At 70.6% G+C, this 25,257-nt stretch carries 28 protein-coding genes and 2 pseudogenes; 10 read left to right on the top strand and 20 right to left on the bottom strand.

Features of this window, described 5'->3' with window-relative positions:
* Positions 1-72: 72 nt before the first annotated feature.
* On the bottom strand, positions 73-666 hold the full coding sequence (locus ACN27B_RS29530) for an ArsR/SmtB family transcription factor (protein WP_281593033.1): 594 nt from the start codon (positions 664-666) through the stop codon (positions 73-75).
* Positions 667-732: 66 nt separating this feature from the next.
* Positions 733-1,059: pseudogene (locus ACN27B_RS29525) on the bottom strand (transposase); the annotation flags it as partial.
* A gap of 83 nt (positions 1,060-1,142) precedes the next feature.
* Here ACN27B_RS29525 and ACN27B_RS29520 point away from each other — a divergent pair.
* Positions 1,143-1,557: pseudogene (locus ACN27B_RS29520) on the top strand (response regulator transcription factor); the annotation flags it as partial.
* A gap of 9 nt (positions 1,558-1,566) precedes the next feature.
* Here the strand turns inward: ACN27B_RS29520 and ACN27B_RS29515 are convergent.
* Positions 1,567-2,112: a flavin reductase family protein gene (locus ACN27B_RS29515; protein WP_281593031.1), complete on the bottom strand. Its 546-nt coding sequence runs from the start codon at positions 2,110-2,112 to the stop codon at positions 1,567-1,569.
* Positions 2,113-2,374: 262 nt separating this feature from the next.
* On the opposite strand from ACN27B_RS29515, the gene ACN27B_RS29510 reads away from it, so the two are divergent.
* From ACN27B_RS29510 to ACN27B_RS29495, 4 genes are all read left to right on the top strand, one after another.
* Positions 2,375-2,572, top strand: a complete 198-nt coding sequence (locus ACN27B_RS29510; protein ID WP_281593030.1) for a hypothetical protein — start codon at positions 2,375-2,377, stop codon at positions 2,570-2,572.
* A gap of 437 nt (positions 2,573-3,009) precedes the next feature.
* Positions 3,010-3,387 (top strand): AbrB/MazE/SpoVT family DNA-binding domain-containing protein, encoded by a 378-nt coding sequence (locus tag ACN27B_RS29505; protein ID WP_281593029.1) that lies wholly within the window; start codon positions 3,010-3,012, stop codon positions 3,385-3,387.
* The gene (locus ACN27B_RS29500; RefSeq protein ID WP_281593028.1) at positions 3,384-3,641 is read left to right on the top strand and encodes a hypothetical protein; all 258 of its coding nucleotides are present in this window, start codon (positions 3,384-3,386) and stop codon (positions 3,639-3,641) included. Before ACN27B_RS29505 ends, ACN27B_RS29500 begins: the two co-directional genes overlap by 4 nt.
* 27 nt (positions 3,642-3,668) lie before the next feature.
* Positions 3,669-4,403, top strand: coding sequence for a tyrosine-type recombinase/integrase (locus tag ACN27B_RS29495; RefSeq protein ID WP_281593027.1), 735 nt, complete (start codon positions 3,669-3,671; stop codon positions 4,401-4,403).
* A 164-nt stretch (positions 4,404-4,567) separates the two neighbouring features.
* On the opposite strand, the gene ACN27B_RS29490 is transcribed toward ACN27B_RS29495, so the two are convergent.
* The 5 genes from ACN27B_RS29490 to ACN27B_RS29470 all read right to left on the bottom strand — a co-directional run bounded on the left by ACN27B_RS29490 (position 4,568) and on the right by ACN27B_RS29470 (position 7,852).
* Positions 4,568-4,948, bottom strand: coding sequence for a hypothetical protein (locus ACN27B_RS29490; protein WP_422742525.1), 381 nt, complete (start codon positions 4,946-4,948; stop codon positions 4,568-4,570).
* Positions 4,949-5,276: 328 nt separating this feature from the next.
* Positions 5,277-5,915, bottom strand: coding sequence for a hypothetical protein (locus ACN27B_RS29485; RefSeq protein ID WP_281593025.1), 639 nt, complete (start codon positions 5,913-5,915; stop codon positions 5,277-5,279).
* Positions 5,908-6,321: a hypothetical protein gene (locus ACN27B_RS29480; protein ID WP_281593024.1), complete on the bottom strand. Its 414-nt coding sequence runs from the start codon at positions 6,319-6,321 to the stop codon at positions 5,908-5,910. The genes ACN27B_RS29485 and ACN27B_RS29480 overlap by 8 nt, the downstream gene beginning before the upstream one ends.
* A gap of 322 nt (positions 6,322-6,643) precedes the next feature.
* Positions 6,644-6,955 carry a hypothetical protein gene (locus tag ACN27B_RS29475; RefSeq protein WP_281593023.1) on the bottom strand — a complete coding sequence of 104 codons (312 nt, stop codon included), beginning with the start codon at positions 6,953-6,955 and terminating at the stop codon, positions 6,644-6,646.
* A gap of 291 nt (positions 6,956-7,246) precedes the next feature.
* Positions 7,247-7,852: a hypothetical protein gene (locus ACN27B_RS29470; RefSeq protein WP_422746102.1), complete on the bottom strand. Its 606-nt coding sequence runs from the start codon at positions 7,850-7,852 to the stop codon at positions 7,247-7,249.
* Positions 7,853-8,168: 316 nt separating this feature from the next.
* Here ACN27B_RS29470 and ACN27B_RS29465 point away from each other — a divergent pair, with 316 nt between their 5' ends.
* Complete coding sequence (locus tag ACN27B_RS29465; RefSeq protein WP_281593022.1) at positions 8,169-8,696, top strand: isochorismatase family protein; 528 nt, start codon at positions 8,169-8,171, stop codon at positions 8,694-8,696.
* A 51-nt stretch (positions 8,697-8,747) separates the two neighbouring features.
* Here the strand turns inward: ACN27B_RS29465 and ACN27B_RS29460 are convergent, their stop codons facing one another.
* The 10 genes from ACN27B_RS29460 to ACN27B_RS29415 form a co-directional block, all read right to left on the bottom strand.
* Positions 8,748-10,007 (bottom strand): MFS transporter, encoded by a 1,260-nt coding sequence (locus ACN27B_RS29460; RefSeq protein ID WP_281593021.1) that lies wholly within the window; start codon positions 10,005-10,007, stop codon positions 8,748-8,750.
* On the bottom strand, positions 10,004-10,309 hold the full coding sequence (locus ACN27B_RS29455; protein WP_281593020.1) for a hypothetical protein: 306 nt from the start codon (positions 10,307-10,309) through the stop codon (positions 10,004-10,006). Before ACN27B_RS29455 ends, ACN27B_RS29460 begins: the two co-directional genes overlap by 4 nt.
* Before the next feature lie 399 nt (positions 10,310-10,708).
* Positions 10,709-11,173, bottom strand: a complete 465-nt coding sequence (locus ACN27B_RS29450) for a hypothetical protein (RefSeq protein ID WP_281593019.1) — start codon at positions 11,171-11,173, stop codon at positions 10,709-10,711.
* 11 nt (positions 11,174-11,184) lie between these two features.
* Entirely contained in the window at positions 11,185-12,423 is a 1,239-nt protein-coding gene (locus ACN27B_RS29445) for an ABC transporter permease (RefSeq protein ID WP_422742521.1), read from the bottom strand.
* Positions 12,420-13,163: an ABC transporter ATP-binding protein gene (locus ACN27B_RS29440; protein WP_281593018.1), complete on the bottom strand. Its 744-nt coding sequence runs from the start codon at positions 13,161-13,163 to the stop codon at positions 12,420-12,422. Before ACN27B_RS29440 ends, ACN27B_RS29445 begins: the two co-directional genes overlap by 4 nt.
* Complete coding sequence (locus tag ACN27B_RS29435) at positions 13,160-14,326, bottom strand: efflux RND transporter periplasmic adaptor subunit (protein ID WP_281593017.1); 1,167 nt, start codon at positions 14,324-14,326, stop codon at positions 13,160-13,162. The genes ACN27B_RS29440 and ACN27B_RS29435 overlap by 4 nt, the downstream gene beginning before the upstream one ends.
* Before the next feature lie 74 nt (positions 14,327-14,400).
* Entirely contained in the window at positions 14,401-15,501 is a 1,101-nt protein-coding gene (locus ACN27B_RS29430; protein ID WP_422742518.1) for a hypothetical protein, read from the bottom strand.
* Positions 15,502-15,596: 95 nt separating this feature from the next.
* On the bottom strand, positions 15,597-17,168 hold the full coding sequence (locus ACN27B_RS29425; RefSeq protein WP_422742516.1) for a sensor histidine kinase: 1,572 nt from the start codon (positions 17,166-17,168) through the stop codon (positions 15,597-15,599).
* 2 nt (positions 17,169-17,170) lie between these two features.
* On the bottom strand, positions 17,171-17,881 hold the full coding sequence (locus ACN27B_RS29420; protein ID WP_422742514.1) for a response regulator transcription factor: 711 nt from the start codon (positions 17,879-17,881) through the stop codon (positions 17,171-17,173).
* 67 nt (positions 17,882-17,948) lie between these two features.
* A complete protein-coding gene (locus tag ACN27B_RS29415; protein ID WP_422742512.1) occupies positions 17,949-19,355 on the bottom strand; it encodes an HlyD family efflux transporter periplasmic adaptor subunit in 1,407 nt (468 codons plus the stop codon).
* 164 nt (positions 19,356-19,519) lie between these two features.
* On the opposite strand from ACN27B_RS29415, the gene ACN27B_RS29410 reads away from it, so the two are divergent.
* Positions 19,520-19,888 (top strand): hypothetical protein, encoded by a 369-nt coding sequence (locus tag ACN27B_RS29410; RefSeq protein WP_422746100.1) that lies wholly within the window; start codon positions 19,520-19,522, stop codon positions 19,886-19,888.
* A gap of 151 nt (positions 19,889-20,039) precedes the next feature.
* Positions 20,040-20,864: a hypothetical protein gene (locus ACN27B_RS29405; protein WP_422742510.1), complete on the top strand. Its 825-nt coding sequence runs from the start codon at positions 20,040-20,042 to the stop codon at positions 20,862-20,864.
* A gap of 137 nt (positions 20,865-21,001) precedes the next feature.
* Here the strand turns inward: ACN27B_RS29405 and ACN27B_RS29400 are convergent, their stop codons facing one another.
* On the bottom strand, positions 21,002-21,520 hold the full coding sequence (locus ACN27B_RS29400; RefSeq protein ID WP_422742508.1) for a sigma-70 family RNA polymerase sigma factor: 519 nt from the start codon (positions 21,518-21,520) through the stop codon (positions 21,002-21,004).
* A 179-nt stretch (positions 21,521-21,699) separates the two neighbouring features.
* On the opposite strand from ACN27B_RS29400, the gene ACN27B_RS29395 reads away from it, so the two are divergent.
* Complete coding sequence (locus ACN27B_RS29395; RefSeq protein WP_157779196.1) at positions 21,700-22,482, top strand: GerMN domain-containing protein; 783 nt, start codon at positions 21,700-21,702, stop codon at positions 22,480-22,482.
* A gap of 76 nt (positions 22,483-22,558) precedes the next feature.
* Positions 22,559-23,470: a hypothetical protein gene (locus ACN27B_RS29390; RefSeq protein ID WP_422742506.1), complete on the top strand. Its 912-nt coding sequence runs from the start codon at positions 22,559-22,561 to the stop codon at positions 23,468-23,470.
* A gap of 313 nt (positions 23,471-23,783) precedes the next feature.
* Here the strand turns inward: ACN27B_RS29390 and ACN27B_RS29385 are convergent, their stop codons facing one another.
* The gene (locus ACN27B_RS29385; RefSeq protein WP_422742504.1) at positions 23,784-25,082 is read right to left on the bottom strand and encodes a hypothetical protein; all 1,299 of its coding nucleotides are present in this window, start codon (positions 25,080-25,082) and stop codon (positions 23,784-23,786) included.
* Positions 25,083-25,257 lie beyond the last annotated feature (175 nt).

The following is a 25,257-nucleotide window of genomic DNA, read 5'->3' as shown; positions in this document are numbered from 1 at the left end:
CTTCGATCGGTGCACCCATCGAGCGCACGGGTTGGCCCTCGCCGGAACACGAAGGGGGAGCCGAAGCGTCGGTCAACCGCCTGACGCGGTCGGCGGCAGCGGCGCGATGATCAGAGTGATGTCGATCGGTACGGCACCCTCGGGCCGGCTCGCGGTGTCGCCGAGCGGACGGCGCTGCACCCAGGGCGAGATGAGGGCCTCCCAGGCGCGGTGCAGCTCGGCCAGCTCGTCGACGGTCAAATAGGCGAGGTTCTGTGAGACCCCGGTGTGCTCACTCCAGCGGGAATCCATCTCCGGGCGGCGTTGCTGCCACTCGGCCAACTGAGCGGCGCTGCGCTCCAGCACGAACCGCTCCAACATGCTCAGTCCCTCGTGGCCCTCGGCTGTCTCGCCGGGCTCCCAGTCATGGGAAACGGCGGTCACCCGCCACGGGCGCTCCCGGTTGTCGCTGCGGCCGGCCTGCTCGACGAAGCCGTACTTCCCGAGCTGGCGCAGGTGATGGGAGGCGAGCGCCTGGCTGATCCCCAGCGCGCGCGCGGCCGTCGCAGCCGTCATGGTGCCCTCACGGCCGACGAGTGCGTGGAGCTTGAGTCGAAGCGGGTGGGCCAGAGCGCGCATGGCTACCGGGTCGCCGATGACGCGCCGCCGCCCACTTTCCAAGGACATGCTTGGAGTCTCCTCGCTTTCCGCCGAATGTCAAGCAGATGCTTGGGAATCTCCCGCCCGGCGGGCTGCGGGCGGGCGGCGAACCTGGCCGGCCTTCTCCCGCGCCTGGCAACGCAGCAGATCATGGATCACCTGGTCGGTGCCGTCATCACGCCACAGGGCGAAGTAGTAGTAGTAGGTGGCGGACTTCGGCGGCAGGTCGTGCGGCAGGTATGCCCACTGACACCCGGTCCGGTTCTGGTAGAAGATCGCGTTCACGATCTCCCTCAGCTCGTAGCGACCCTGATGCCCCGACACCGACGGGTGGCGGTCCTTCCACGCCTGCAGGAACGGTCCGACCACCGCCCACTGCTCATCGGTCAGGTCACTCGGATACGCCGCACGCTCACCCATGATCAGCCCAACGCGGCCGGACCCCACCGGTTACGACCACGGCTCACATTCACACACCGACCCAAACCCACAATGGACGGAAGCTACCGAACCACCCTCTCAGCCAGTACGTAGACCAGTCGTACGCGGCACAGTTGCTGGATTCCGACAACGGCGAGGGCGTCGGCTACCTCCTGAAGGACCGGGTCGGCGCGGTCGTGGAGTTCAACGCTGCGGTGGAACAGGTCTCGGCCGGGGAGACGGTCGTCGATCCCGAGGTGGTCCGCCAGCTGATCAGTCGGCGGCCGGATCCGAGGCAGCGGCTGACTGCCCGCGAGCTCGAGGTCCTCGCGCTGATGGCGGAGGGGCCGCTCCAACGACACCATCGGCAAGCGGCTGCACGTCACGGACGCGGCGGTCAACAAGCACATCGGCAACATCTTCAGCAAACTTGACCTGCCGGCCGCGATGGACGGCCACCGGCGGGTGCTCGCGGTGCTGGCCTACCTGCGGAGCTGAGCCGCAGGGTCACCGACCTCGGCCTGGCTGCCCAGCCGCGAGATCGCAGAACTCGCCGTCGAAGAAGAGCAGCGGCTCGCCCGCGTCGGGAGTGTGGTGGACCGCGACTACCTGGCCGATCAGGATCGTATGGTCGCCGCCCGGTATCACGTCCCGGACGACCGAGTCGATCCACGCGAGGGCGTCGTTAATACGCGGTGTGCCGGTGACCGGCGACGCCTGCCAACTCACCCCGGCGAACTTGTCCGGCCGGGAGGTCGCGAAGCGACGCCCCATCGCTTCCTGCCGTGCGCTGAGGATGTTGCTCCCGAACGAGCCGGCCCGCACGATGCGCGGCAGGCTGCGGCCGCGGTTCGAGCTGGACACCATGACCAGTGGCGGGTCGAGGGACAGCGACGTGAACGACTGGCAGGTGAAACCAACGGGCTCCTCGTCAAGGGCGGTGACGACGGTTACGCCGGTGCAGAACCGGCCCATCGTCCGACGGAATTCCCGCTCGTCGACCTCGGGCGCTCGCGCTGCGATCGGTGGAACAGCCCCGGCTGCGGTCTCCATGGCCGCGACGGTGCGCGGCCTCTCTATAACTCGCCTAGAGCGTCAGCCGCCGGGAACCTGTAGGAACGCGATATCCCGCCCACGGACCCTTCGCCGAGTAAGCCGCGACGCCGTCTGCGAAGGGTGAGTCGATTGTCAGCGATCCTTGCTGGTCACCAGGCCGGGCCCGGCGCCGATGAACTCGAGCGCCGGCTCGGCGATCCGTGAGATCCGGACAATCCGCTTGGCTTCGACCGGATCCTGCTGCCACGTCACCCTGGCCATGCTCGCCCTCGCCGTCCTGACCATCCTCACCGCCACCGCCCAGCAATCCCCCGCTGACACGGAGATCATCGCGTTGCCCGTCGCCGAGATCCGCCGACGCCAGTCCTTTGATCACACCCATGAAGCTGGCCGCCTGCGCGGAAATGAGCTTCACTCGAGACCATCGCCGCTGACGATGAAGAGCGCGCGCGGTTGAAGCCCGCAGTCGACGACCTCCGCAGCTCACTGAGCCATTCCGCGCCAGGCCAAGGTGAACGATGAATCTCTCGCCGCTTCACGCTGAGGAGCCTCTCGTGCCGACCGGATCCCGGGCGGTCAGCCCGGGACCCTACAGGTAGCCTGATTTCAGGCGAGTGGAATAGCGCCGATAAGGCGCAACCCGTGTTGGGTATCGGTTCGTGTCGATCCTCGGACACCAAATTGCAGCATCCATGCTGTGTTTCGCGTACTGGTGGTCAAGCACGCTTGACCACGCAAATCCCAGCGCAGCCACTCCCTCGATCGACCCTGTCTCGATCGGGGGCGATTGCCGTGGCTGATCGTTCTCTGGCACCCGTCATCCCGCCGGTGACGATGGCCGACCGGGGGCAGGGTTCTCGTCGCCCGCGTGGTGGAGCGCTACGCCGTCCGCCGTTGCCCCTGCCGATGCTGCCGTCGCCACGCGCCGGCACGATGGTGTACGGCCTGGCTGCCATCGACAACAGCGGCAGGATCGCCGACCGCACGGTCATCCGGGCCCTCGGCTGGGCGCCGGGTGCGCGCCTGCACATCCGCGAAGGTGGCGGAGTCATCGTCGTCCGGCTGGACCGGCAGGGCGTCTTCACCGTCAGCGGCCAAGGCCATCTACACCTGCCGGCGGCCGTCCGGCACTGGTGCGCCCTGTCCGCCGGCGACCGCGTGCTCCTGGCCGCCAGCCCTGCCGACGGGTTGCTCGTGGTGCACCCGCCCGCCGCCCTGGACGCGATGGTCGTCGCGGTGCACGCCGAGGCGTTGGGCGGTGGTGAGGCATGAGCGACACCACCGCGGGTCGGGCGGAACTGGATGCCGCGCGGCTGCTGCTGGCGCGGATGGGCATCTCGCCGGCCGACCTCGTCGAGGCAGCATCGGACCGTCCACCCGCACCGACGTTCGCCGAGGACGTTCCGGTGGTAGCGGCGGCGGTCAGCGACGGTACCCGGCGCGCGTACGGCTCGTACTGGAAGCGGGTTCTGGAGCAGTGGGGACAGCGGCGGCTCGACGAGCCGACTCCGTCGGAGATCGAGTAGCTCGCCGAGTACACCAAGACGCACGTCGTGGCCCGGCGTAACGCGCGGGGCGGACGCAGTGCGGCGGAGCACCTGATCGCCGCGCTGCGGTGCCTGTACAAGCGGGCCGTCGCGGACGGGTACGTCGCCGCTGCGGACAACCCGGCCCTCAAGGTGGCCAAGCCGCGGCGCCTGCCCAGCACCAGACGGGCGGTAGCGGACAGCAGGCTGGCGGAGATAAACGCCGTCGCTGCCAGTACGGGCGATGACCCTGCGCTGGACAGTCTGCTGCTGCGGCTGCACACCGAGACGGCGTGCCGCCGGGGCGGTGCGTTGGCTCTGCGGCCGGTCGACCTGGACCCGGATCAGTGCCTCATCCTGCTGCGGGAGAAGGGCGACACGGTGCGGTGGCAACCGGTGTCACCGACGCTGATGCGGCATCTGCAGCAGCATGCCGAGGAGCGGCAGGCGGTGGGGACGGGGCAGCTGCTGCGGTACCGCAGCGGGCAGCCGATCACCTACCGGCGCTACGACCACCTGTGGGTGCGCCTCGGTGAGCACCTGCCGTGGGTGCACGTGCAGCAGATCAGCACGCACTGGCTGCGGCACACGACGTTGACGTGGGTCGAGCGGAACTTCGGCTACGCCGTGGCACGCGCGTACGCAGGGCACACCGACAGCGGCAGCGACGCCGGTGCCACCAGCACTTACGTTCGAGCGAGTCTCCAGGAGGTCGCGGCTGCTCTGGCGGCCCTGGCCAACGAGTCCCATCCTCTCGCTTGAGCTGGAACTATCGCGGGGTGGGCCTGGTCGTTACGTCCAGGCCCACTCGCGGGGGGCCTATTTGCAACGAGGCCATAGCCAAAGTGGGGCCACGTAGCGTCGGCATCCGGATCTGCCGAGATGAGTGTACAGATCACATAACACTCGGCCTGAGCCGGCGGGCTCTATCGAAGACCGAAGCCGCTTGGAGTCTCGGCCGCTTTGGCTCTGAATGCCTTATCCAGATTTTCCTCCGCTGGGCCGAGAAGGTCATAGAACTGACGTTCCCGCGATCCGGCGTATTCGACGTCCGACTCATGGTTCAAGACGTCAGTCAGGAGGTGAGCAAGCTCGGACAGGCGGAAGTATCGCATCGCGTCGATCGCCCGTCTCAAGCGGAAAGGCTCGTTGACCTCCACGGCGAAGCCCAAGCCGCCGCCCATGGCCGAGTTGTAGACACGTAACAGGAAGGAAAGGTGCGCAATCCCTAGCGGAGTTCCTTCAGAGGCTTCACCGTCAGCCCCGTAGTCGGCGGCACGGTTCCAGATGACGGCGAGAGCGTCCAACGTGGGCCCACCTCCACGTCTCATCCAACTCGTCCATCATGAGTCACCGAGTTCCTCTTACTCCCGCCGATACAGCGCACGATTCAATCACGCCAGTTCCATACGCGTCGCGCATCCTTTTCTGCCGCGATCCGGGTGCTGCCATCTCACGTCCACCAGTCACTCGTTGTTGGCGAAAATGGGTGGCCGATCCGCCGCCGTCGTGCCGTCCCCAGCGCCTGGCCGGCGGAACCTCTGCACATCTGGCGTATCTGCCTCTGCATGAAGTTGGCTCCAGCAAGACTTTCGTAGCCGGAGATCGCCATGGCGTCCTAACCCGGTGATGGGCTCAGACTTCCTTATTGTCGACCCAGTGACAAAAAGGGTCTGTGGTGTCGCCGTCGCCCATCTCGGCGGGCTCCGCCACGATCTCCAGCCCGCTCGCCGGGGCGGTGGCACCGAAGGTGCGGTGCAGCCAGTCCCGGTAGGGTGCATTGACGATCTCGTGGTCGGCGTCCCACGGCTCGGGCGGCGCGCTGAACTCCTCGTTCCAGCAGATCTCCCGGTAACCGATCGCCAGCAGCCGCAGAAAGTCGACCGCATCGTCGGCGAGCACACACGTCATCATCGAACCGCTACCCGAACCGAGATGGACGATCCTCACCTGTCCCCGACCGTCGCGCCACAGCGCGGCCATCGAACCCTCGCCACCGGTCTGCGCGAACGGCCACAACCGTGCGGCCGCATCCGGGACCGACTCGTCGAACCAGGACCGTGCGTACGACAGGGTCTGCTCCGCGGTGTAGCCACGCAACTCGATCGAGGTGCCCACCCAGCCGTTGTCGCTCAACGAGCCGTACAGATCCCCGTCGTGCCCTTTCACCACGAAACCCTGCTCGTCGACCCAGGCGAAGAGCAGGCGCAGCGGCTCCGGCAGGTCGAATCCGTCCGGCACCCGGGCCAGCATCGTCTTGAGGAAGTCACCCACGCCCGGCAGCGTACGAGATCACCTCGCCCTCCCACAGTCCCAGCCGCACTGCACGGTCGCCGACGTGCAGGGTGCCGCCGACCAGCTGGCCGACCTCGTCGTGCTCCGGGTTCCAACCGCTCAGCACTCCCGCGATCACCGAGGCGAAGGGCTCCTCGCCGGAGGCGTCCCGCCCGACCCAGCGGCCACCGTCGTAGTCGTAGTCGTAGGCCGACCGCCAGCCCTCGTCATCCGGAGCCGTCGGCACGACCGTCAGGGACCAGTCGCTGCGCCCGTCGAACAGCAGGCCACGGCCGTCGTCCACGACGAGGTGGACCGGCCCGGTGGTGAGATCGACCGGGTCACCGGGCCAGTGCCAGGCCAGCCGCGTGACCGCGGCCAGGCGGCAACCGATCAGCATGTCCATCAGAATGGTTTCGTCAGTTCCGTGCCTAGTAGTGACCTTTGGTGTCGTCGAACCGGCCTTGGCGCCGCAGCACCGGCGAAACCGCCACTTGAGCCGTACGGGCGGGGATCGTTGCCCCCCGCATAATAGAGATGTCGCTGTTCACACAGCTCTACGAGCCCGCAGCCAATCCGCCCTCGGTCCGCGATGTGCTCGATTCGTCGACCGCCACGACCGCTGGCGCGCCTCAGCACGAGTCAACGCACTGATCTGCGGCCGACCGGGCGTCACGGCGCGTGACGAGCGGCGCGTGCAGTGAACAGGCGGGGCTGCCGCGCGTTCGTTAGGTACCGAACCCGCCGCATAGGTAGTACAGGCTCGCGGCCAGTCCCAATATCCAGCCAGCCACGAGGCCAGACGATGACCCACGGCCGAGCCGTCCGGACAGCGCGAAGCAGTTGCCCAGCAACACCAGCTGCGCAATGCCGTACGCGAATACGCCGAAGAAGAGCGCCGCGAACCTCCCACCGGCATCCACGTCCGCATTCGGGCCGCCACCAGCGGCGGTGGCCAGGGCAATCGTGAACCCAACAACAAGACCGTGCTCAGCGAGGGCAACGACCGCTCCGGCAACCACCGGCCTGATGATCGTCACCCGCCGGAGCGTGACATACGTCGAAGGAACCGGGCTACCTCAGCCCGAACGATTTACGAAACCGCCTGGGACAGCCGCCAAACGGAACCGCACTGATCTGCCGCCGACCGGGCGCGGGCGGTTTCACCGCAGCCATGGCAGGGCGGGATCACGAGCGCAGACGGTGTCTCCTCGTGCTGTTCGGGACTGTGCTATTTCGCTGCGGGTCTGGAAGCGTGGCCGCCGCGATACGCAGACGGTAGCGGGCAGGCTGACCTGAGTTGGGACCGACTGCCCGGGTAAACCATCCAGTCACGCCAGAGCCTCGCCAGGGCGATCCAACCACGACACCATCCGTGTACCCGGATTTGCCGCTGTCCAGACGCAGCACAGTTGCTGGTCGACCTGCGGGGTGTCCTGGTGGTCGGCCATCGCGGCCACGGTGTCGGCGATGCGGGGCGAAGGCGCGAGCCAGTGCGGTGTCGAGCGGACCGACGAGGTCTCGCTCGCGTCGGTAGATGCTGCGCGGGTGGTGGATCTTGTTCGCGAGGGTGTACTCCTGGGCGTAGCGGCGTCGGTAGTACGCCTCGCCATTGGACCGTTGACCCTGCATCTTCCGGTCGCACAGCGCGCAGTACAGCGCGCCCTTAAGGGCGTAGACGTGGCGGGCGCGGTGCCGCTTGTGCTCCCCTCCGGGACCGTTGCCGCGACGCCGAAGCAGCGCCTGCGCAGCATCGAACGTCTCTGTGTCGACGATCGCCGGATGTGCGGGGTGGTTGGAGGTGTTCCACTGGTTCTGCGGGTTCCAGCGCATGACGCTGGTGTGGCCCATGGCGACGTCGTCGACATCGAGCAGGATCTCGTCGGTGCTTGGCGATTCTGAACCTGGCGACCGGTGTAACGGGGGCTGGTCAGGATGACCCGGATGGCGCTCTTCGACCAGGCGATGCCCGATCGGTGGGGGTTCCGGGCCGGCGCCGGGCGGTCCGAAGGACTCAGCCAACTCCGCGGCGAAAGGCACGGCGTACACCACGGCGGTCGGCGCCAAGTCCGCGATCTCCGCGCGGATTCGCGGCAGCAGATTCGTCCTGGTAGGAGAACTTCAGCAGGCGGCAGGATGGCGCGGCTGACGCCAGTTCCGCAGCCAGCCCCAGACTGGCGGCGACCGCCGGTTCCTCCACGAACACCGTCAATCTGTCTCGGCTGTTAGCCAGGTCCAGTAGATTCGTGGCTCATGACCGCCGTGCGACTCGATCCGAAACGTAGCGCCCTGATCCTGATCGACCTGATGACCAGAACGGTCGCCCTGGACACCGCGCCGATCACGGCCGCCGAGGTGGTCCAGCGGTGCGCCGAGGTGACCGCAGCAGCGCGCCGGGCGGGGTGGCTCGTCGTGCATGTCCGGGCCGAACGTCCGGGCGTCGCAGAACAGCCACCCGGCGGCGAACTGGTGGACGCCTGCACCCGTCAGGGAGCCGACGTCGAGATCGTGAAGCGCACCTGGGGCGCGTTCCACGGCACCGACCTGGATGAGGTCCTGCGCGGACGTGGCATCCGCACTGTGGTGCTCGGCGGGATCGCGACGAACTTCGGGGTCGAGTCGACGGGGCGTGCGGCGAACGAGCGCGGCTTCCACGTGGTCTTCCTCTCCGACGCGATGGCCGGCCTGCACGGGTACGCCCATGACTTCGCCGTCGACTACGTGTTCCCGCGTCTCGGCGTGGTGTGCACCGCCGCTGAACTGCTCGACGGATTGCGCTGATCGAACGGGGGGAGCGGGCCGGCGGCGTTGCCGGCCACCGGCCCGCTCCGCCTAGGACGGCTGCGCCGCCGGCTCCTTGCGCTTCGGCGTCACGCCCAGTTCCTCCCCGTAGGACGTGGACCTGAACCGGACCGCCATGTAGAGCCCGGGCAGCGCCGCGATCGCCACCATCAGGATCACCGTGGGGGCGAACAGCGAGGCTGCCAGCAACGGGCCCGCAATCGCCGCCCCGCCCGGTGAGGTCGCGTTCATGAGCGTGCGCATGAACGTCATCGTGCGCCCGCGGACCTCGGCGGGAATCCGGTTCAGCCGCAGCACCTGCGCTGACACTGTCATGGGTGTCGAGAACAGGTTGACCAGGATGAGCCCGAGCAACGCGGCGGGCAACCCGGGCAGCAGGAGGAAGATCAATCCACCGCCGGCGGCGAGTTGAAGCAGTCCGATCCGCCGCATCTGCCGATCCGCAGGTTTGATCATGCCGGATATCAGAGAGCCGGCCAGACCCGCGCCCTCGCCTACCGCGAGCAGGAGACCCAGCGTCCGCGCATCACCGGCCAGCGGAGTGATCGCCATCCAAGGGATAGTCACCCGCAACATGCCCACGGTCATGTTGAACAGGGCGAAAGCCGCGGTGATGGTGACGAGCACGGTGTCGTTGCGCAGCATCCGGATCACCGGCGCCCAGCCGAAGCTCTGCCGCAGGCTGACGCTGGTCTCGCCCTCGGGCCGGGGCAGGCGTGCCCGCATGGCGAGCACGGAGAACGCGAAGAAGACGTAGCTGAGGGCGTCGAGGCCGAGGACCACCGGCGCGCCGAAGGCCGCGATCAGCAGACCGCCGAGAGCCGGACCGGCCATGCCGGCCGCGCCGTAGGCGATGCCCTCCAACGCGACCGCCGAGTGCAGATCCTTCTTCGGGACCAGTTCCGGCGTGACTGCCGGCACCACACCCAACGGAACGATCTTGAGCAGCCCGTATGCCCCGGCAACGACGTACAGGTACCACAGATGCAGCGCACCCGTAGCGTCCAGCAGCGGGACAGCGCCGATGATCGCCGCCCGCGCGAACGCGTCGGCCACCAGAAGAGTACGCCGGGAGAACCGGTCGAGCAGTGGGCCGACCAGTGCGCCGCCGAGGATGACGGGCAGGGTGTAGCAGACGGCCATCACACCGACGGCCTTTGCTCCCCCCTGGGTGATCGCCATCCAGGTCAGCGCGGTCCACGAGGCGCCGTCGCCGAGCAGGTTGACCACCGAGCCGATCCACAGCAGTCGGTAGTCACGTATCCGTAAGGCGTTTATGTAGTCTCTCAACCCAATTCCTTCGCAGTGTGTCCGACCTTCGCGCCACCGACCTCGGACCAGACCTCGTTCACGATCGACGCCACCTCGTCGGCTCGGGTCCGGGCGAAGTAGTGGCCGCCGTGCTCGATCTCCCGCAGCCGCACCGCAGTCGCGAGACGACCCCACTCGGTGTACGCCTCGCGGTAGTCGGCGATGACCTTGTCGTCCTTCGCTCCGACGAACGTGATCGGCACGCTCAGCCGCACAGTCCCTGGCTGTTCCCGCTGGCTGAGGAAGTAGGAGTGTCCGGCGACCACGTCGTGCCGGAACATCCGGCCGATGAAGTGGCCGAGAGAAACTCCTTCTTGGACAATGCCTCAGCATTGACCGCACGGAGCTTGTCCCCGGCCGGTTTCGCAGCGCTGCCCAGGAGGTTGGGGCCAACGAAGTTCATCAGCAGGCCCAGCGGGCCGGGCAGCCTGCGGCGTACTCGCGAACGGCTTGCTGCTCCCCCTCGAGGTGGGCGCGGCACCGAAGGATGGCCTCCGGTGAGACTTGTCGAGGTTGCCGGGTCACACGTGATTGAGCGCGAGCGAGACGTAGGTGCGGACACCATCGCCTTCCGGGCACGTCGTCGATGCGTGGGGGCCGGCGCTCCGACCGTCGATCTCCAGGAGGCTGCCCGCCGACGCCACCAGTTCCGCCCAATGACCGTCGGCTCGCGATGACCGCTACTTCTGTCGGGTGATCGTGGCAGCCGTGATGTCGCTGCCCAGCATGTTCCCGGTCACCACGACGGTGTCGCCGGTCCGCAGGTCCTTGAGCGCACCGGTGAGCCGGACCTGCGTACGGTCGCCTGTCTGCACGGTGACCACCTCGCCGGACTCGCGCCGGACCTTCATCGTGTCTCCGTCGATGTCGGTGACGGTGCCGGTGGTGGCGGGGGTGGCGGTGGCGGCCGGGGGAGCGGCGCCACCGCCACGGGCACCGCCGCCGCGGGCCCCACCGGCGGGTCCGTCGACCGCTGTCCCGCGTCCCGCCGGTGCGGGGGCGGGATCCGGTCCGTATGCCTGTTGCGCCTGGGCGCCGCCGGCGAAGCCGCCGACGAGCAGCAGCGCTGCCGCGAGCCACGGGGTGGCCCGGTTCCGCCAGGGGCGGGGTCCGGCGGCGAGTGCGGTGTCGAGGTCGGTCGTCATGTCTTCACCTGTCATTCGTAGCGGAGCGCGTCGATGGGGCGCAGGCCGGCGGCGCGGCTGGCGGGGACACTGCCGAAGAAGAGTCCGATCGCGACTGAGACGCCCAGGGCCAGCGCGACGGAGCTGGGCACGATCACCGGTTGCACACCGACGATGGTGAACCGGCTGCCGATCAGCGCGGCGGCCACGCCGAGGCCACCGCCGAGGACGCTGAGCATTGTCGCTTCGGCGAGGAACTGGGTGAGGATCGTGCGTCGGGGTGCGCCGAGGGCCTTGCGGATGCCGATTTCCCGGGTTCGCTCGGTGACGGTCACCAGCATGATGTTGGTGATGCCGATGCCGCCGACGAGCAGGCTGATGCCGGCGACGGTGCCGAGCAGGACGGTGAAGGTCTGTGCGGTCTCGGTGCGGGTGGCGAGGAGTTGGGCGGCGTTCTGGATCCGGTACGGCGCGGCAGCCGCACCACCACCACCTCCACCACGGCCGGTGGCGGCGGTGCCGGCCGGTAGCTTGAGGCGCTGGTTGAGGATCTGGGTGACCTGCTGTTGGGCGGCGTTGACGCGGTCCGGGCCGGTGGCCTCGACGAGGATGGAGGTGACCGGGCCGTACCCGGTGATGGTCTGCTGCACGGCGGTGAGCGGGGCGACGGCGAGGTCGTTCGGGTCGGAGAAGCCGGACGCCGAACTCTTCTCGGCGAGGACGCCGACGACGGTGAACAGTGCGCCGCCGACGGTGACCTGCTGGCCGACCGGGTCGGTGTCGGCGAACAGTTCGGTGGCGACGGTCCGGCCGAGCACGACCACCCGCCGACCCTGGGCCACGTCCTGGTCGGTGAAGGCGGCGCCGGCGGCGAGTGGGCTGTTCGACGAGCCGAAGTAGCTCGGGTGGGTACCGAGGAACTGCGCCACCGGGTGCTCCGTCCCGGCGTGGGTCATCGTCGGGGTGGTGCTGACCACCGGTGAGACCGCGCGGACGTCGGGGGCGAGTGCCGGGTCGTGCAGGGACCGCGCGATGTCGACCGTGAGTGCCGACGGCGTCGTCCCGCCGCGGGCGGTGCTGGACACGGTGATGGTGTTGGTGCCCAGCGCCTCGATGCTGCGGTTGACGGCCTGGGCGGAGCCGTTGCCGACGGCGACCAGCAGGATGACGGCGGCGACGCCGATGAGGATGCCCAGCATGGTCAGTGCCGAGCGCAGCTTGTTGGCGGCGACGCCGCGGCCGGCGAAGCGGAGGATCTCCAGCAGGCTCACCGGGCACCGTCCTGTCGTACGTCGGTGGTGATCCGTCCGTCGAAGAGGGTGACCAGCCGGCGGGCGCGGGCGGCCACCTCCGTCTCGTGGGTGATCATGACGATGGTGCGGCCGGCGGTGTGCAGCTGGTCGAGGATGGCCAGCACCTCCTCGGTGGAGCGGCTGTCGAGGTTTCCGGTGGGTTCGTCGGCGAGGATCAGCGCTGGCTCGGTGACCAGGGCGCGGGCGACGGCGACGCGTTGCTGTTGCCCGCCGGAGAGCTGGTTCGGCTCGTGGTCGGCCCGGCCGGCGAGACCCACCATGTCCAGGGCCGCGAGGGCCCGCCGGCGTCGCTCGGCCGGCTTGACGCCGGCGTACGCCAGGGGCAGCTCGACGTTGGCCACCGCCGAGGTGCGGGGGATGAGGTTGAACGACTGGAAGACGAACCCGATGCGCCGGTTGCGGACGAGGGCCAGCCGGGCGTCGTCGAGTCGGCTGACGTCGACCCCGTCCAGGCGGTAGCTGCCGGCGCTGGGCACGTCGAGGCAGCCGAGGATGTTCATCAGCGTCGACTTTCCGGATCCCGAGGATCCCATGATGGCCACGTAGTCGCCGGCCGCGACGGTCAGCGACACCCCGCGCAGCGCGTGCACGGTCGCCTCGCCCTGTCCGTAGACCTTGGTCAGGTCACGGACGTCGAGCACCGGACGGTTCGGGCCCTCGGTGGTGCGGTGAGCTCCGTCGACCAGGTAGAGGGTCACCGGTTGCCCCGCCCGCCGCCACCGGTCAGGCCGCCGCCCGCGGGCCCGCCGCGCCCGCCGCCGGTGCTCGGGTCGGCGCCGCCGGTGCTGGGCAGCACGACCCGGTCGCCCTCGGTCAGGCCGGAGGTGATCTCGACGAGCTGGTCGCCCCGCAGGCCCACCTCGACCGGGCGGACGACCGGGTTGCCGTTGTCCAGGACGGTCACGGTGTTGCGGTTGCCGGCGCTGGTGACCGCGAGAGTGGACACCGCGACGACGTTCTCGGCCGTGTCGAGGGTGACGGTGACCTGCACGCTCTGGCCGGGCCGGGCGGCGTCCGGGCGGTCCTTGAGGCTCAGGGTGACGCCGTAGGTGACCACGTCGTTGGCGGTGGTGGCGTTCGGGTCGATCGCGGCGAGCGTCGCGTCGGCGGTGGTGCCGGGCAGCGCGTTCCAGCTGACCGTGGCGGGCATGCCTGCCTTGAGCCGGGTCGCGTCGGCCTCGGGTACCGCGGCGGTGACCTCCAGCCGGGTCAGGTCGGCGATCTGCACGAGTCCGTCGCCTCCCGAGCCGGACGCGGTGCTGCCGGCTCCGGTCGCGCCGCCTCCGGTCGCGCCGCCGGCGCTCGCGCCGCCCGCCGAGGTGCCGGAGTCCCCGACGCTGCCGTTGACGGCCACCACGGTGCCGGCGATCGGCGCGGTCAGGGTGGCCCCGTCGACCTTCTCCCGCGCGGCGGCGACCTTCAGCTCCGCCTGGGTCACCGCCGCATCCGCCTGGCTGGTGGGACCGTCGGTCTCCGCCGCCCGGTCCGCCGCATCCCGCGCCGCGTCCAGGTCGGCCTCGGCCGCCGCGAGTTCCCGCTTCGCGGCCGAGGCGTCGACCCGGGCCAGCACCTGGCCCTTCTTCACCGAGTCGCCGACGGCGACGGCGATCTCCGTGATCGGTCCGGCGGTGGCGAAGGTCGCGCTCGCGGTCGCCGCGCTGCGCACCGATCCGGGTACGGACACCGCCGACGTCACCGTCGCCCGGCTCACCGGCGCCGTCCGGGCCTCGCCGGCGCCCGCCGTCTCCGGCGCGGTGAACGTGGTGTACGCCCAGCCGCCGGCGAGCAGCACCGCCACGGCGAGGCCGGTGTTGACGAGCAGGGACGGGCCGCGGGCCGGGATGAGTCGTCGCACACGCATGTCCGGCAGCCTGGTGGTGGCGGCTCGGAGCGCACCCGACGCAACCTCGGAGCCGGCTGGGAGTCGGGCGGCGGTCAGCTGTCGGCGATGAAGTCCTCGATCCGGTGCCAGATGTCGTCGCTGTTGTCGTCCTGCATCATCAGGTGCGTGTTGCCGTGTACGCCTTCGTCGGGCAGGTACACCAGTTGGGCCGGGTGGCCGGCGTCATCGACCAGGCCGACGGTGCGCCGGCAGGCGTCGAGTCGCCCGGTCTGCCGGCGTTCGGTGATCCGGTCGCCGTAGACCGCGAGCGTCGGCGCGGTGGGTGCCTGGTCGGCGTCGGTGGGGCAGCCGACGGGTTCGACCGCCACCACCGCCGCGACCTGCTCGGGGTGTTGGTCGGCCACCGCGAACGCGGCCGAACCGGCGGCCGAGTGGGCGAGCAGGATCGCCGGGCCGGTTCGCTCCAGCAGGGCGAGCAGTGCCTGTTCCTGAGCCGTCGCTCCCGGTCCCCGGCTGCCGCTGTCGGCCGCACCGGTGGCGGTCGCCGACGGTCCGGGGGTGGGCTGCTGTGGGGTCGCATCAGCGCGTGCACCAGCCGCGCCGCTGTCGGACCGCCAGTACGGTGGCAGGGCGGCGAGGAACTGGTCCATGTCTTGCACCGGGAACCGGGTGTCCGGGTAGGGCTGGCCGGGCGACGCCCCGAAGCCCCAGCGCGGCCAGATCTCCTCCTCGCTCCACACCGACATCGTCGGTTGGCTCCCTGGCGGGGCCTCGCCGGCCGCCACCGCGTTGAACGGCCGCACGTCGAAGCCGGAGATGGCCAGGGACGGCTCGTCCAGCACGTACACGGGGTGGCCGGCGCGGGCCGCCTGCTGTGCCCAACCCTCCCGGCCGTCCGGCGTGGTCAGGAAGATCGACGAGCTGAGCCCGAGCCCCGGCATCATGATCACCGGTGGCTTGTCGGCCCCGGTGGGGACGAGTTGGTGGACCATCGCCTGCCCGGTCCAGGCGGTCGACGTCTGGTCGCCGGTGTCGTCGGTGGCCTGCTGCCCACCGACGAAGAAGTAGCCGCTCGCCGTCACCGTCAGCCCTTCGTCGCGGGTGTCGTCTACCCATCGGGGCACCAGGAGCGCCCCGGTCAGAAATGCCAGGGCTGCCGCCGTCGCCGCGATGGTCCGTGTTCTCGTACGCATGCTGCCTCCCGTTCGGTTCCTGCACGGCAGTGAACGGGGGCAGGCTCGGAGCGGGCTCCGTGCCCGCTGGACGTTCTCGCACAGCCGCCGGTGGATCAGCCGTGGATGGTGCGGAGCAGGTCGACCAGTTCGTCGCGGTCGGCGTCGGGCACCGAGGGCAGCAGGACCCGGAAGGTGGCCCCCCGGCCGGGGGCGGTGAGCAGCTCGACCCGGCCCTGGTGTCCCCGCACGAGGGCCGCCACGATGGACAGGCCGAGGCCGGACCCGCCGCTGCCGCGGGCCCGACTCGGGTCGGCGCGGTAGAGCCGCTCGAAGACCCGTACGGCCTGGTCGGTGGCCAGGCCCGGCCCGTCGTCGGTCACCTCCAGCACCGCGACCGGCGTGGCGGCGGGCAGCGGGTCTCCCACCGCCGTGACCGGCGGCGGTCCGGCCGGCGTACCCCGCAGTCGCCCGGTGCGGACCGTCACGCGGGCCTGCGGCGGCGTGTGCTGCAGGGCGTTGTTGAGCAGGTTGGCGGCCACCTGGCGCAGCCGGTGCTCGTCGCCGCTGACCATCACCGGTTCGAACCCGTCGTCGTCGTGGAGGGCCACCAGACGGATCCGCCGCTGGGGTGCGCGGGCGTGCGCGTCGCGGACGCTGTCGGCGGCGACGGCCAGCAGGTCGACCGGCCGGCGTCGCAGAGGGCGTTCGTGGTCGAGTTGGGCGAGCAGCAGGAGGTCCTCGACGAGCAGGCCCATCCGGGCGGCTTCGGCCTCGATCCGCGCCATCGTCCCGTCCAACTCCGGACCCGGTGGCGTTCCGCCCCGACGGTAGAGCTCGGCGAAACCCCGGATGGAGGTCAGTGGCGTGCGCAGTTCGTGTGAGGCGTCGGCGATGAACTGCCGCAGCCGCCGCTCCGACTCGCGGCGGGCGGCGACCTCGGTGGAGATCCGGTCCAGCATCAGGTTGAGCGCCCCACCGAGCCGGCCCGGCTCGGTGTGTGGATCGGCGTCGGGCACCCGGCGCGCCAGGTTGCCGCCGGTGATCTGCGCCGTGGTCTGCTCCATCCGGGTCAACGGCCGAAGGCCGAGCCGGACCACCACCGCGGCGAGCGACGCCAGCAGCATCAGGACGACCACGATCACGACCGCGTCGATCAGCAGCAGCAGGTCGGTGGTCTCCTCGACCTCACGTAGCGACACCGCCAGCACCGCGATGCCCCGGTCGTCGCCACGCTCGACCACCAGGGCCCGCCAGGCGGCTGTGCCGTCGGCGGCCTCGACGGTGTACGGGCGGGCGTCGGTGGCACGGGCGACGAGCCCGTCGTACGGCTCGACCACCGGCACCGTGGTCGACTCGTCGGAGCGCCGGACGTCCTCCAGATTGCCGTCCGGGCCGTACAGCAGCACCACCTGCTCCGGGCCGAGCCGGGCGCGCGGCAGCACGCGCGTGCGTTCGCGCGGGTCGTAGGTCGGGACGGTGTCCCGGGTGAACGGCCGGCTCACCGCGGTGAGCTGGTCGTCGATGCGGTCGGTGAGGGTTCGGCGCAGCAGCACCAGCCCGGCCGCGTTCGCCGCGACCAGCGCGAGTGCGGTCAGCGCTGCCACGACCACGACCAGCCGGGACCGCAGGGTCCAGCGTCCCCAGCGGCGCAGCCGCCGCACGCGGACGGCGCGACGGCGTCCCACCGTCACCCACCCCCCGTGCGAGGCACCCGCAGCGTGTAGCCGACGCCTCGGACGGTGTGCACCAGCGGTGGGGCCTGCACGTCGATCTTCTTGCGAAGGTAGTAGATGTACGACTCGACGATCCGTCCGTCGCCGCCGAAGTCGTAGTTCCACACCCGGTCGAGGATCTGCGCCTTGCTGACCACCCGGCCGGCGTTGACCATCAGGTACCGCAGCAGGTTGAACTCGGTCGGCGACAGCTCGACGACCCGGCCGCCGCGCCGGACCTCGTGGGCGTCCTCGTCCAGTTCGAGGTCGGCGTAGCGCAGCATGCCGTCCGGCGCCGGCGCGTCGTCGGCGCGGCTGCGGCGCAGGATCGCCCGGATCCGCAGCACCACCTCCTCCAGGCTGAACGGCTTGGTCACGTAGTCGTCCGCCCCGACGGTCAACCCGGAAATACGGTCCTCCACGGTGCCCCGCGCGGTGAGGAACAGCACCGGCACCCCGGCCCCCGTGCCGCGCAGCCGCCGGGCGACCTGGAAGCCGTCGAGGTCGGGCAGCATCACGTCGAGCACCACCAGGTCCGGATCGAACTCCTCGGCCAGGGCCAACGCCTCATGGCCGCCGCCGGCCACCCGCACGTCGAACTCGACCAGCCGCAGCGTCGCCGACAGCAGGGCACGGATGTTCTCCTCGTCGTCGACGACGAGCACACGGGTACGGCGATCAGACACGATTGCCAGGTCTATCGGGGAAACCTCGGAGCGAGCTGGGAGCGACCTGTCCCGGAGCTGAGCGAGATCATCCGGCGGCGAGGAGCAGGTCACCCTCGGCGAGGCCGGACCTGATCTCCACGAACTGGTCCCCCCGCACCCCGATCACGACGGCGCGTGGTTCGGCCGCCCCGGCGAGCAGTACGCTGCCCGATCCGTCGGGCCGAATCTCGACCGCGCCGGACGGGACCCGCAGGACGTCCGCGACGGTGGCGATCCGGATCCGCACGGCGGCGCTCTGCCCGATCAGCAGATCGTCCGGAGCACCGTCCAGCGCGAGTCGGACCCCGAACCGGACCACCTGACCGTCGCTGGTGCCCACCGGGTCCACCTCGACCACCTCGGCGTCCAGTTCGGTGTCCGGCCGTCCGGCCGGGGTCACCGTGGCGACCTGCCCCACCGTGATCTGCCCGGCGTCGGCTTCCGGAAAGGTCGCCGTGATCTGCATCCCGTCGACGACCGCCAGCTCGATGAAGCGCGCACCCGCCGACACCCGGGTTCCCACCGGCCCGGCCACCGACAGCACCCGTCCGGCGACCGGCGCGGTGACGGTCGTACCGGCCAGCCGATCCTCCGCCTCGGCCAGGGCCAGCTGCGCGGCCGTCACCTGCTGGTGCGCCCGCAGCAGCGGGTCGGCGCCGGCGGCGTTCCCGCCCGGCCCCGAACCACCCGGCTCCGCCGGGCAACCTCGGGGGCCCGCCGACGCCGGGGCCGTCGGGGTAGCCGCCGGCCCCTTTCCGGTTCCGGTCGGCGAGGGCTTGGCGGGGGCGGCCGACGATCCCGTGGGAGTCGGTGTGGCCGACCGGGTGGCCGACGGCGAGGCCGACGGCGAGGGCTGGTCAGGCTCGGGCCTCGGTGTGGGTGACCCCGGGTCGCCCGATGGCGTCGTCCGGGCGGTGTCGCCCGCCGTGGCGGCGCCGGCTGCACCTCCCGCGCCGTCTCCCCGCGTGTCCGACACGGGTGACGTGGCGCACGCGAGGGTGTCCGGCTCATCCTCGGCCTCGAGGTCGTCGAGCGCGGCGCGTGCGTCGGCCAGCGCCTGCTCCGCGCGCGTCACCTCGGCGTGGGCCTCCTCGTCGTCGAGTACCGCGAGCACCTGCCCGACGGTGACGTCGGCCCCCGGGCGGACCCGGACCTCGGTCACGGTGCCGACCGCGGTGAACGCCAGTCCACGGCTCGCCGCGGGCCGTACCGAGCCGGTCGCGGCGACCGCCGAGGTCACCTCACCCCGGTCCACCCGTACGGTCGCCGCCGGCGCCGCGGCCCGATCCGCGTCGCCGGGAAACGCGGCCGCCCCCGCCGCGACAGTGACCGCGACCAACGTGGCGGCGGCGACGGCGGGTACCGGCCGGCGCCGGACCGCCCGCCACACGTGCAGGTGGATGCCCATGGCGGCGATCGTCGACCCACTTGCTGACAGGGAACTCGGCCGCACCTCGGAGTTACCTCACAGCCCACCATTCCGAGGCGACTCCCAGGCTCGTCGGAGCGACGCCGGAGGTTGGTCGTCTCTGCTGACCCCGTCGCGCGGGCGTGGGCCCGCACCCGAGACCCGAGGAGAGCCTCATGCCCCGCATCCATCGACGACCGGCCCTGACCGTGGCGGTCGGCGCCGCCCTGCTCGCACTCGCGGCCGGCTGCGGCGGCGAACCGGCGGCCGAGCAGTCGAACCCGACCCCGCCGGCGTCCGGTGGGCTGGCCGCGTACGCGGCGTGCCTGCGCGAGCAGGGCATCGACGTACCCGATGACCTGCCCTCGGCCCGACCCGGCCGCAGCGGCCAGGCGGACCGGACCGCCCGAGCGAGCAACCGACCCACCGCCCGGCCCTCGGGGCAGCCGGCGGAGGGGAACCGCCAGGGCGGGCTGGAGGCGTTACGGCCGGCCGACGTCGACGACGCCACCTGGGCGAGCGCTCAGCAGGCCTGCGAGGGCTCACGCCCGCAGGGCGGCCGGCGCGGCGACGGCTGACCCGAGGGCGGTATGCCGGGCAGTTGACCCGTGGTGGCGGTGAAACCTTCCACCATGGGTCGGGGTGTCCGTCTGTGAGCCGTCCGGCCGGGCCGACAGCATCCGGTCCCGGCCGGGCGGCGACCGCACCCTCGTACCGGAAGGACCACTGATGCCAAGGATCAACCGCCCCGGCCTCGCGGCTGCCGCCTGTGCCCTCGGGCTCGGCGCCGCCGTCGCGCTCACCGGGCAGCCCGCGCAGGCTGCGCCGCCGGCTCTCGACTTCGGTTGCGAGCGGATCGCCTGGAGTTCGGACGGCAACTACCACGACCGCGACGACATCGGCGCGTCCGCCATGACGCTGGCGCTGCTCGCGGAGAAGGGCCAGCAGTCCCGGCTCGTGCACTGGGACTACAACTCGCACCTGGGCAGCTCGACCGCGAGCTGGGAGCGGGACATGGTCACCGCCACCGAGGGCGTCGCCGGGCGGTTCGGCTACGACGTGGCCGGCATCTTCCGCAACAGCCAGACGAACCTCGACGCCGCCGTGTCCCACCTCCGCGCGGCGGTCAACGCCTCCACCGCCGGCAACACCCTCTGCCTCGTCGGTGCCGGCCCGATGGGCGTGGTGTACCGGGCGTTGCAGGGCTCGAACAGCGCCGCGCGTCAGCACGTCACCCTGATCTCGCACTCGGACTGGAACAACAACCACGACGACGACGACAACCGGTGGAACCTCGCCGACATCCGCCGCGACTTCCCCCAGGTGAAGTACAAGCGGATCCCGGACCAGAACGCCGGTCTGGGCACCGGTGGCGGCGAGGGGAAGTGGGCCTGGATGGCCGACGACTCCGACCAGCGGCTGCGGTACGTGCACGACGTGGTCAACGACGTCATGAACAAGAAGGGCGACGTCTCCGACGCCGGGATGATGTACTACCTGATCACGGGTGACGCCTCCGGAAACGCCAACAAGCTGCGCAACTTCCTGCGGTGACGGCGGGCGGGGGGCGGTGACCGTTCCGCTGCGCCTGGCCTGTACCGGCGGGTCGGGCCTTCCCTCGACGTCGACAGCAGCACCGTGAGCTGAGCGGGTGGGGTGCGGCGGTGACGCCGTGCTCCACCCGGTTCTGCTCAGGGGCGAAGGTGGGCGAGGAGGTCGCCGGTCGCGGTCGTCTCGTCCACCCGGAGCGCCGCGTGCAGTTGCTGTCGGCCCCGCCGCAGCCACGTCTTGACGGTGTTCTCCGGGACGCCCAGCTCGACAGCCACGTCCCGCACCGAAAGGTCGACGACATAGTGCAGCACCAGTGCCTGCCGGTGCCGCACCGGAACCGCCCGCAGCGCCTCGGTGACGGCGACGCCGTCGGTGCTGTCGTGGTCGTGGGCCCGATCGCTGCCGAGGCGCAGCAGGGCGGCCGCGCCGCGCATCGCCCGGCGACGCCGGGAGAACGCGAGGTTGAACGCCACCCGCCGGACCCACGCCTCCGGCACCTCGTAGCCGCTGATCTTCGCCCACCGGGGCAGCGCACGGGAGAACGCCTCCTGGGCAAGCTCTTCGGCGTCGTGATGGTTACCGGTCAGCACGAACAGCTGGCCCACCAGTCGACGGTACGTCGCCAGGTAGAACTCGGTGAACTCCCGATCTGTCGACATCGGACCCTTCGACACCTGTTCGCAGTGCGCATCCCCGGATCCAGGGCGCTTGCCGTGCGGCGACCATCCGACCTGGACACTGTCGTACTCATCCGCTTAAATAACGATCGCACCGTATGTGATTAATGCGGCAGCGTCAAACAGTGGAAGGGCGACGGCTACGCCCCGAGGAGGTGGCGGTGACTGACGGAATTCCGGACTCGGAGGCGACGCGTGACGCGCTGCGCCGGATGGCCGGGACCGCCGCCCACACCGCGCGTCCACCGGATCTCGGCGACCTGCGCCACCGCGTCCGCCGTCGCCGCATCCGGTCCGTCGCCGCAGCCGGCTTGGCCGCCGTGGCGATGGCGGCCGTTCCCGTCGGCGTGGTCGCCGGGATGGGCGCACCCCCGCCCGAGCCGCAGCTCGCCGCGCCCGCGCCGACGACCCCTGCCTCACCGGCGCCGGTGCCCTCGCCGCCCCGCCCCTCCGACGTCCCGTCCACCGCGACGGCGAGCGCCCGGCCCAGGGAGACCGACGGCCCGATCCAACCGGCGACCGAGCCGACCGCCGGCACCCGTCGGGTGAAGCTGTTCCTGTTGCGTGAACAGGTCGGTCGGCGCTGCCCGCAGGTCGTCGCGGTGACCCGGGAGGTCCCGGCCCGCAGCGTCGCCAGGGAGGCCCTGCGTGCGTTGCTCGACGGCCCCTCGCCGGCCGATCGGGCCGCCGGCCTGAGCAGTGCCTTCGACGGTGACGCCCACCGCTTCCGCTACCTCAGGTTGGACGGGACGAACGCGCGGGCGGATTTCACCGACCTCGACGGCATCCTCGCTCCGAACGACAGTTGCGAGAAGACCAAGCTGCTGGAGCCGATGCGCCGCACCCTGGAACAGTTCGGCTGGATCGAGCAGACGCGCTTCTCCATCCGCGGTGACCAGCGAGCCTTCTACGTCGATCTGCTGCACGACCGGGTTCCCGAGTGACCACCCGCTCGGCGACCTCCCACGCTTGACCGAACGGGTCGAGCTGTGAAACCTGGCACCGGCCCGCGGAGTGCCATTGGGTGTGAACCTCCAACACCAGAATCAGAGCAGGCCGCCCGTTCCCCTTGGCACCCACGGCCTCGTACCGGCCATTCGACGGCGGCCGCAGGTCGTCGCGCTGATGCTGATCGTTGCCCTCGCCGGGGCGGGCGCCGGGTGCGAGCCGGGCGACGCCCGGGTTGCGTCATCGGCTCCATCGGCGACGCCGCCGGTCACCGTCGCGGTCACGACGACGCCGGCCCCGGTCCCGAGCGCCTCGGTAGCGCAGCGCACCAGCGGCGCCCCGGCCTCCGGTGCGCCGAGCAGACCCGATTCCGCCGCGACGACCAGGGCATCCACGACCCCACGGCTGCCGGTCACCAGCAAGAACACCTCGCAGGGACGGCTGTACATGGTCTCCGGGCTGTCACAGTTCGAGGCCAACCACGCGTACCGGTACATCGCGATCGTCACCGGCACCGAGCCGGGCGCCAACGGCCACCCCGGGCTCAGCGCCGCGCAGAAGGCCGCTCTCCGCACCCACCTCAGCTCCATCGTGGCCACGGTCTCCACCGACCTCGGTGGCAAAGGCCTGCTGCCGGGTGACGACAGAATCAGCTACTTCGAGATGTACACCGCGATGGCACTCGGATCGACGCTCTACCGCCCGTTCTTCGCGGCCGAGGCGCACATCGACGACGAGTGCGGCCGCAACTGGAGCGAGAACCTCCGAAAGCTGGTCGCCGCGGCCGGCGGGATCTCCGCGGACATCGTCACGATGATGCTCGACCGAGTCGCCGACGGTCAGCGGATCCATAGTGGACACAACGGCGCCGTCGAGACCTTCGGCGGGCTGGGCGACGAGTACCAGCCGCACCGCCTGCGCAACGACAAGGCCTTCTCCCGCAGTGCCGGCCGCCTCCAGGAGGTCATCGACACACTGAGGTGAGGACCGGCCCCGCCCGGCCGGCGGTTCCGCGCCGGCTCGGCGGGAGGCGGGGTCGGGCGGCCGTCCTGGTCGACGGCGAATGTGACGCTGCGCCTGGCCGTGATGGATCCTCTGCTGGCGACAGCCGTCAGGGAGTACCTCCCCTCGGGCACCGTCCGGCTGTCCCATCCGAAGGGCGACCCGTCGTCGTCGCCACCGAAGAAGTGCGGAGGATCCAGATACCCGCCACCATCGCGGTCGCCGCTGCGGTGAGGGTGGTGGTACTCCGGGTGCGGAGTCGGGTAACGGCCCGGCTCCGCACCCGGTGGTGCCGTCACTCGCAGCCGGTGACGACGACCTTGTTGCCGGAGGTGTTGACGCCCTGGACGGTGTTGGCGGAGGTGCTGCGCACCACCGCGCAGTCGCCGCCCTCGACCCGGATGGTCTTGTTCTTCACGCCGTCCTTGAACGCGTAGAGCGGCGCCTCGACCATGCCCGGGTTGACCTTGCGGACGAAACCCGCACCGACGATCCGGATCGTCCGGGTGTCGGCCTGCGTGCCGCCGGCCCAGGAGAAGACGCCCTGGTTGTAGCCGTCGGACGAGTTGGAGATGACGGTCAGCCCGTCCAGGATCGCGGTGCCCTTCCCGTAGTCACCCCAGGCCATCTGGATCGGCGCGCCGTTGCGGTTGTGCACGATCGTGGTGTCCCGGATGGTGAGGTCGCCGGTGTAGAGCTTGGCGGAGTCGTCCCACGTGTCGATCAGGGTGTTCTCGATCAGCGAGTCGTCGCCGCCGCTGAAGCCGTCGGAGTTGTTGCTGCCCAGGTCCCGGGTGTCGAGGTACCGCATGCCCGACATGACGACATGCGCGTTCTTGGCCCACATGTGGTAGAAGCGCGGGTTGACCGACGTGTAGGTGCGCAGGGTCAGCTTGATCTTCGCTTCGGTGGTCACGCCGGCCCGGGCGTAGTCCTTGACGTGCGGGCCGTCGCCGGTCAACTGGGACGTCTGCTTGTCCCGGCCGGTGATCGTCAGCGCCTTCGTGCGGTTGGCCGGGATGAAGAAGTTGCCCTTCAGCGTCACCCCTGCGCCGATCACGATCTCCGTCCAGGAGTCCGGTACGGACAGCTTGCCGATGGCCTTGTTCGCGGTGAACGTCGCCACCCCGTTGCTGATCGATGGGTTCGCCGCACTCACGTCGCCGCCGGTCGCCGGCGTCGCGCCCGGCGCGCCGACCCGCTGACCGACCGTGAACCGTACCGTCTGCTGGGCGGTGCCACCGGGGCCGATCGCCCGCACCGCCAGCGTGTACGCGCCGTCCGGGGCGGCGGCCGCGTTCCAGCCCGGCACGACCGTGCCGTTGTTGCCCAGGAAGTAGTAGGGCGCATCCCGTTCGGTCCAGGTCGCCGTGCTCGCGCCCGAGAGCGAGAACTCCACCCGGTCGACCGTGCCGCTGGTGCGCGCCTCGATCCGGGCGGTGCCGCTCAGCGTGGCGCCCTCGGTGACACCGGCGAGCTGGGTGATGCGGGGGGCGTCGTCGGCGGAGGCGGTCGGGGCCACCGCCCAGGCCCCACCACCCGCGGCCACCAGCAGGCCGGCAATCGCCAGCTGACGCCAGGATCGTCGTGACATCGTCGTGTCTCCTCAGTACTCGTTCGGCTTCCGTCGATCGGCGGAAGCACCGATCGCAGGAGGACACGTCGCGCCAGCGGCCCAGGTTTCACCGGGGGAACGCCGGATTCGGTGCTGCTGCGACGAAACCGTCCACGGCAGCGCGGAGTGTTCTGCACCGTCAGCAGCAACCCCG

It is taken from the genome of Micromonospora sp. WMMD754 (assembly GCF_049315235.1).
Classification (GTDB): Bacteria; Actinomycetota; Actinomycetes; order Mycobacteriales; family Micromonosporaceae; genus Micromonospora; species Micromonospora sediminicola.
This window is presented reverse-complemented; position numbering and strand designations above follow the sequence as displayed.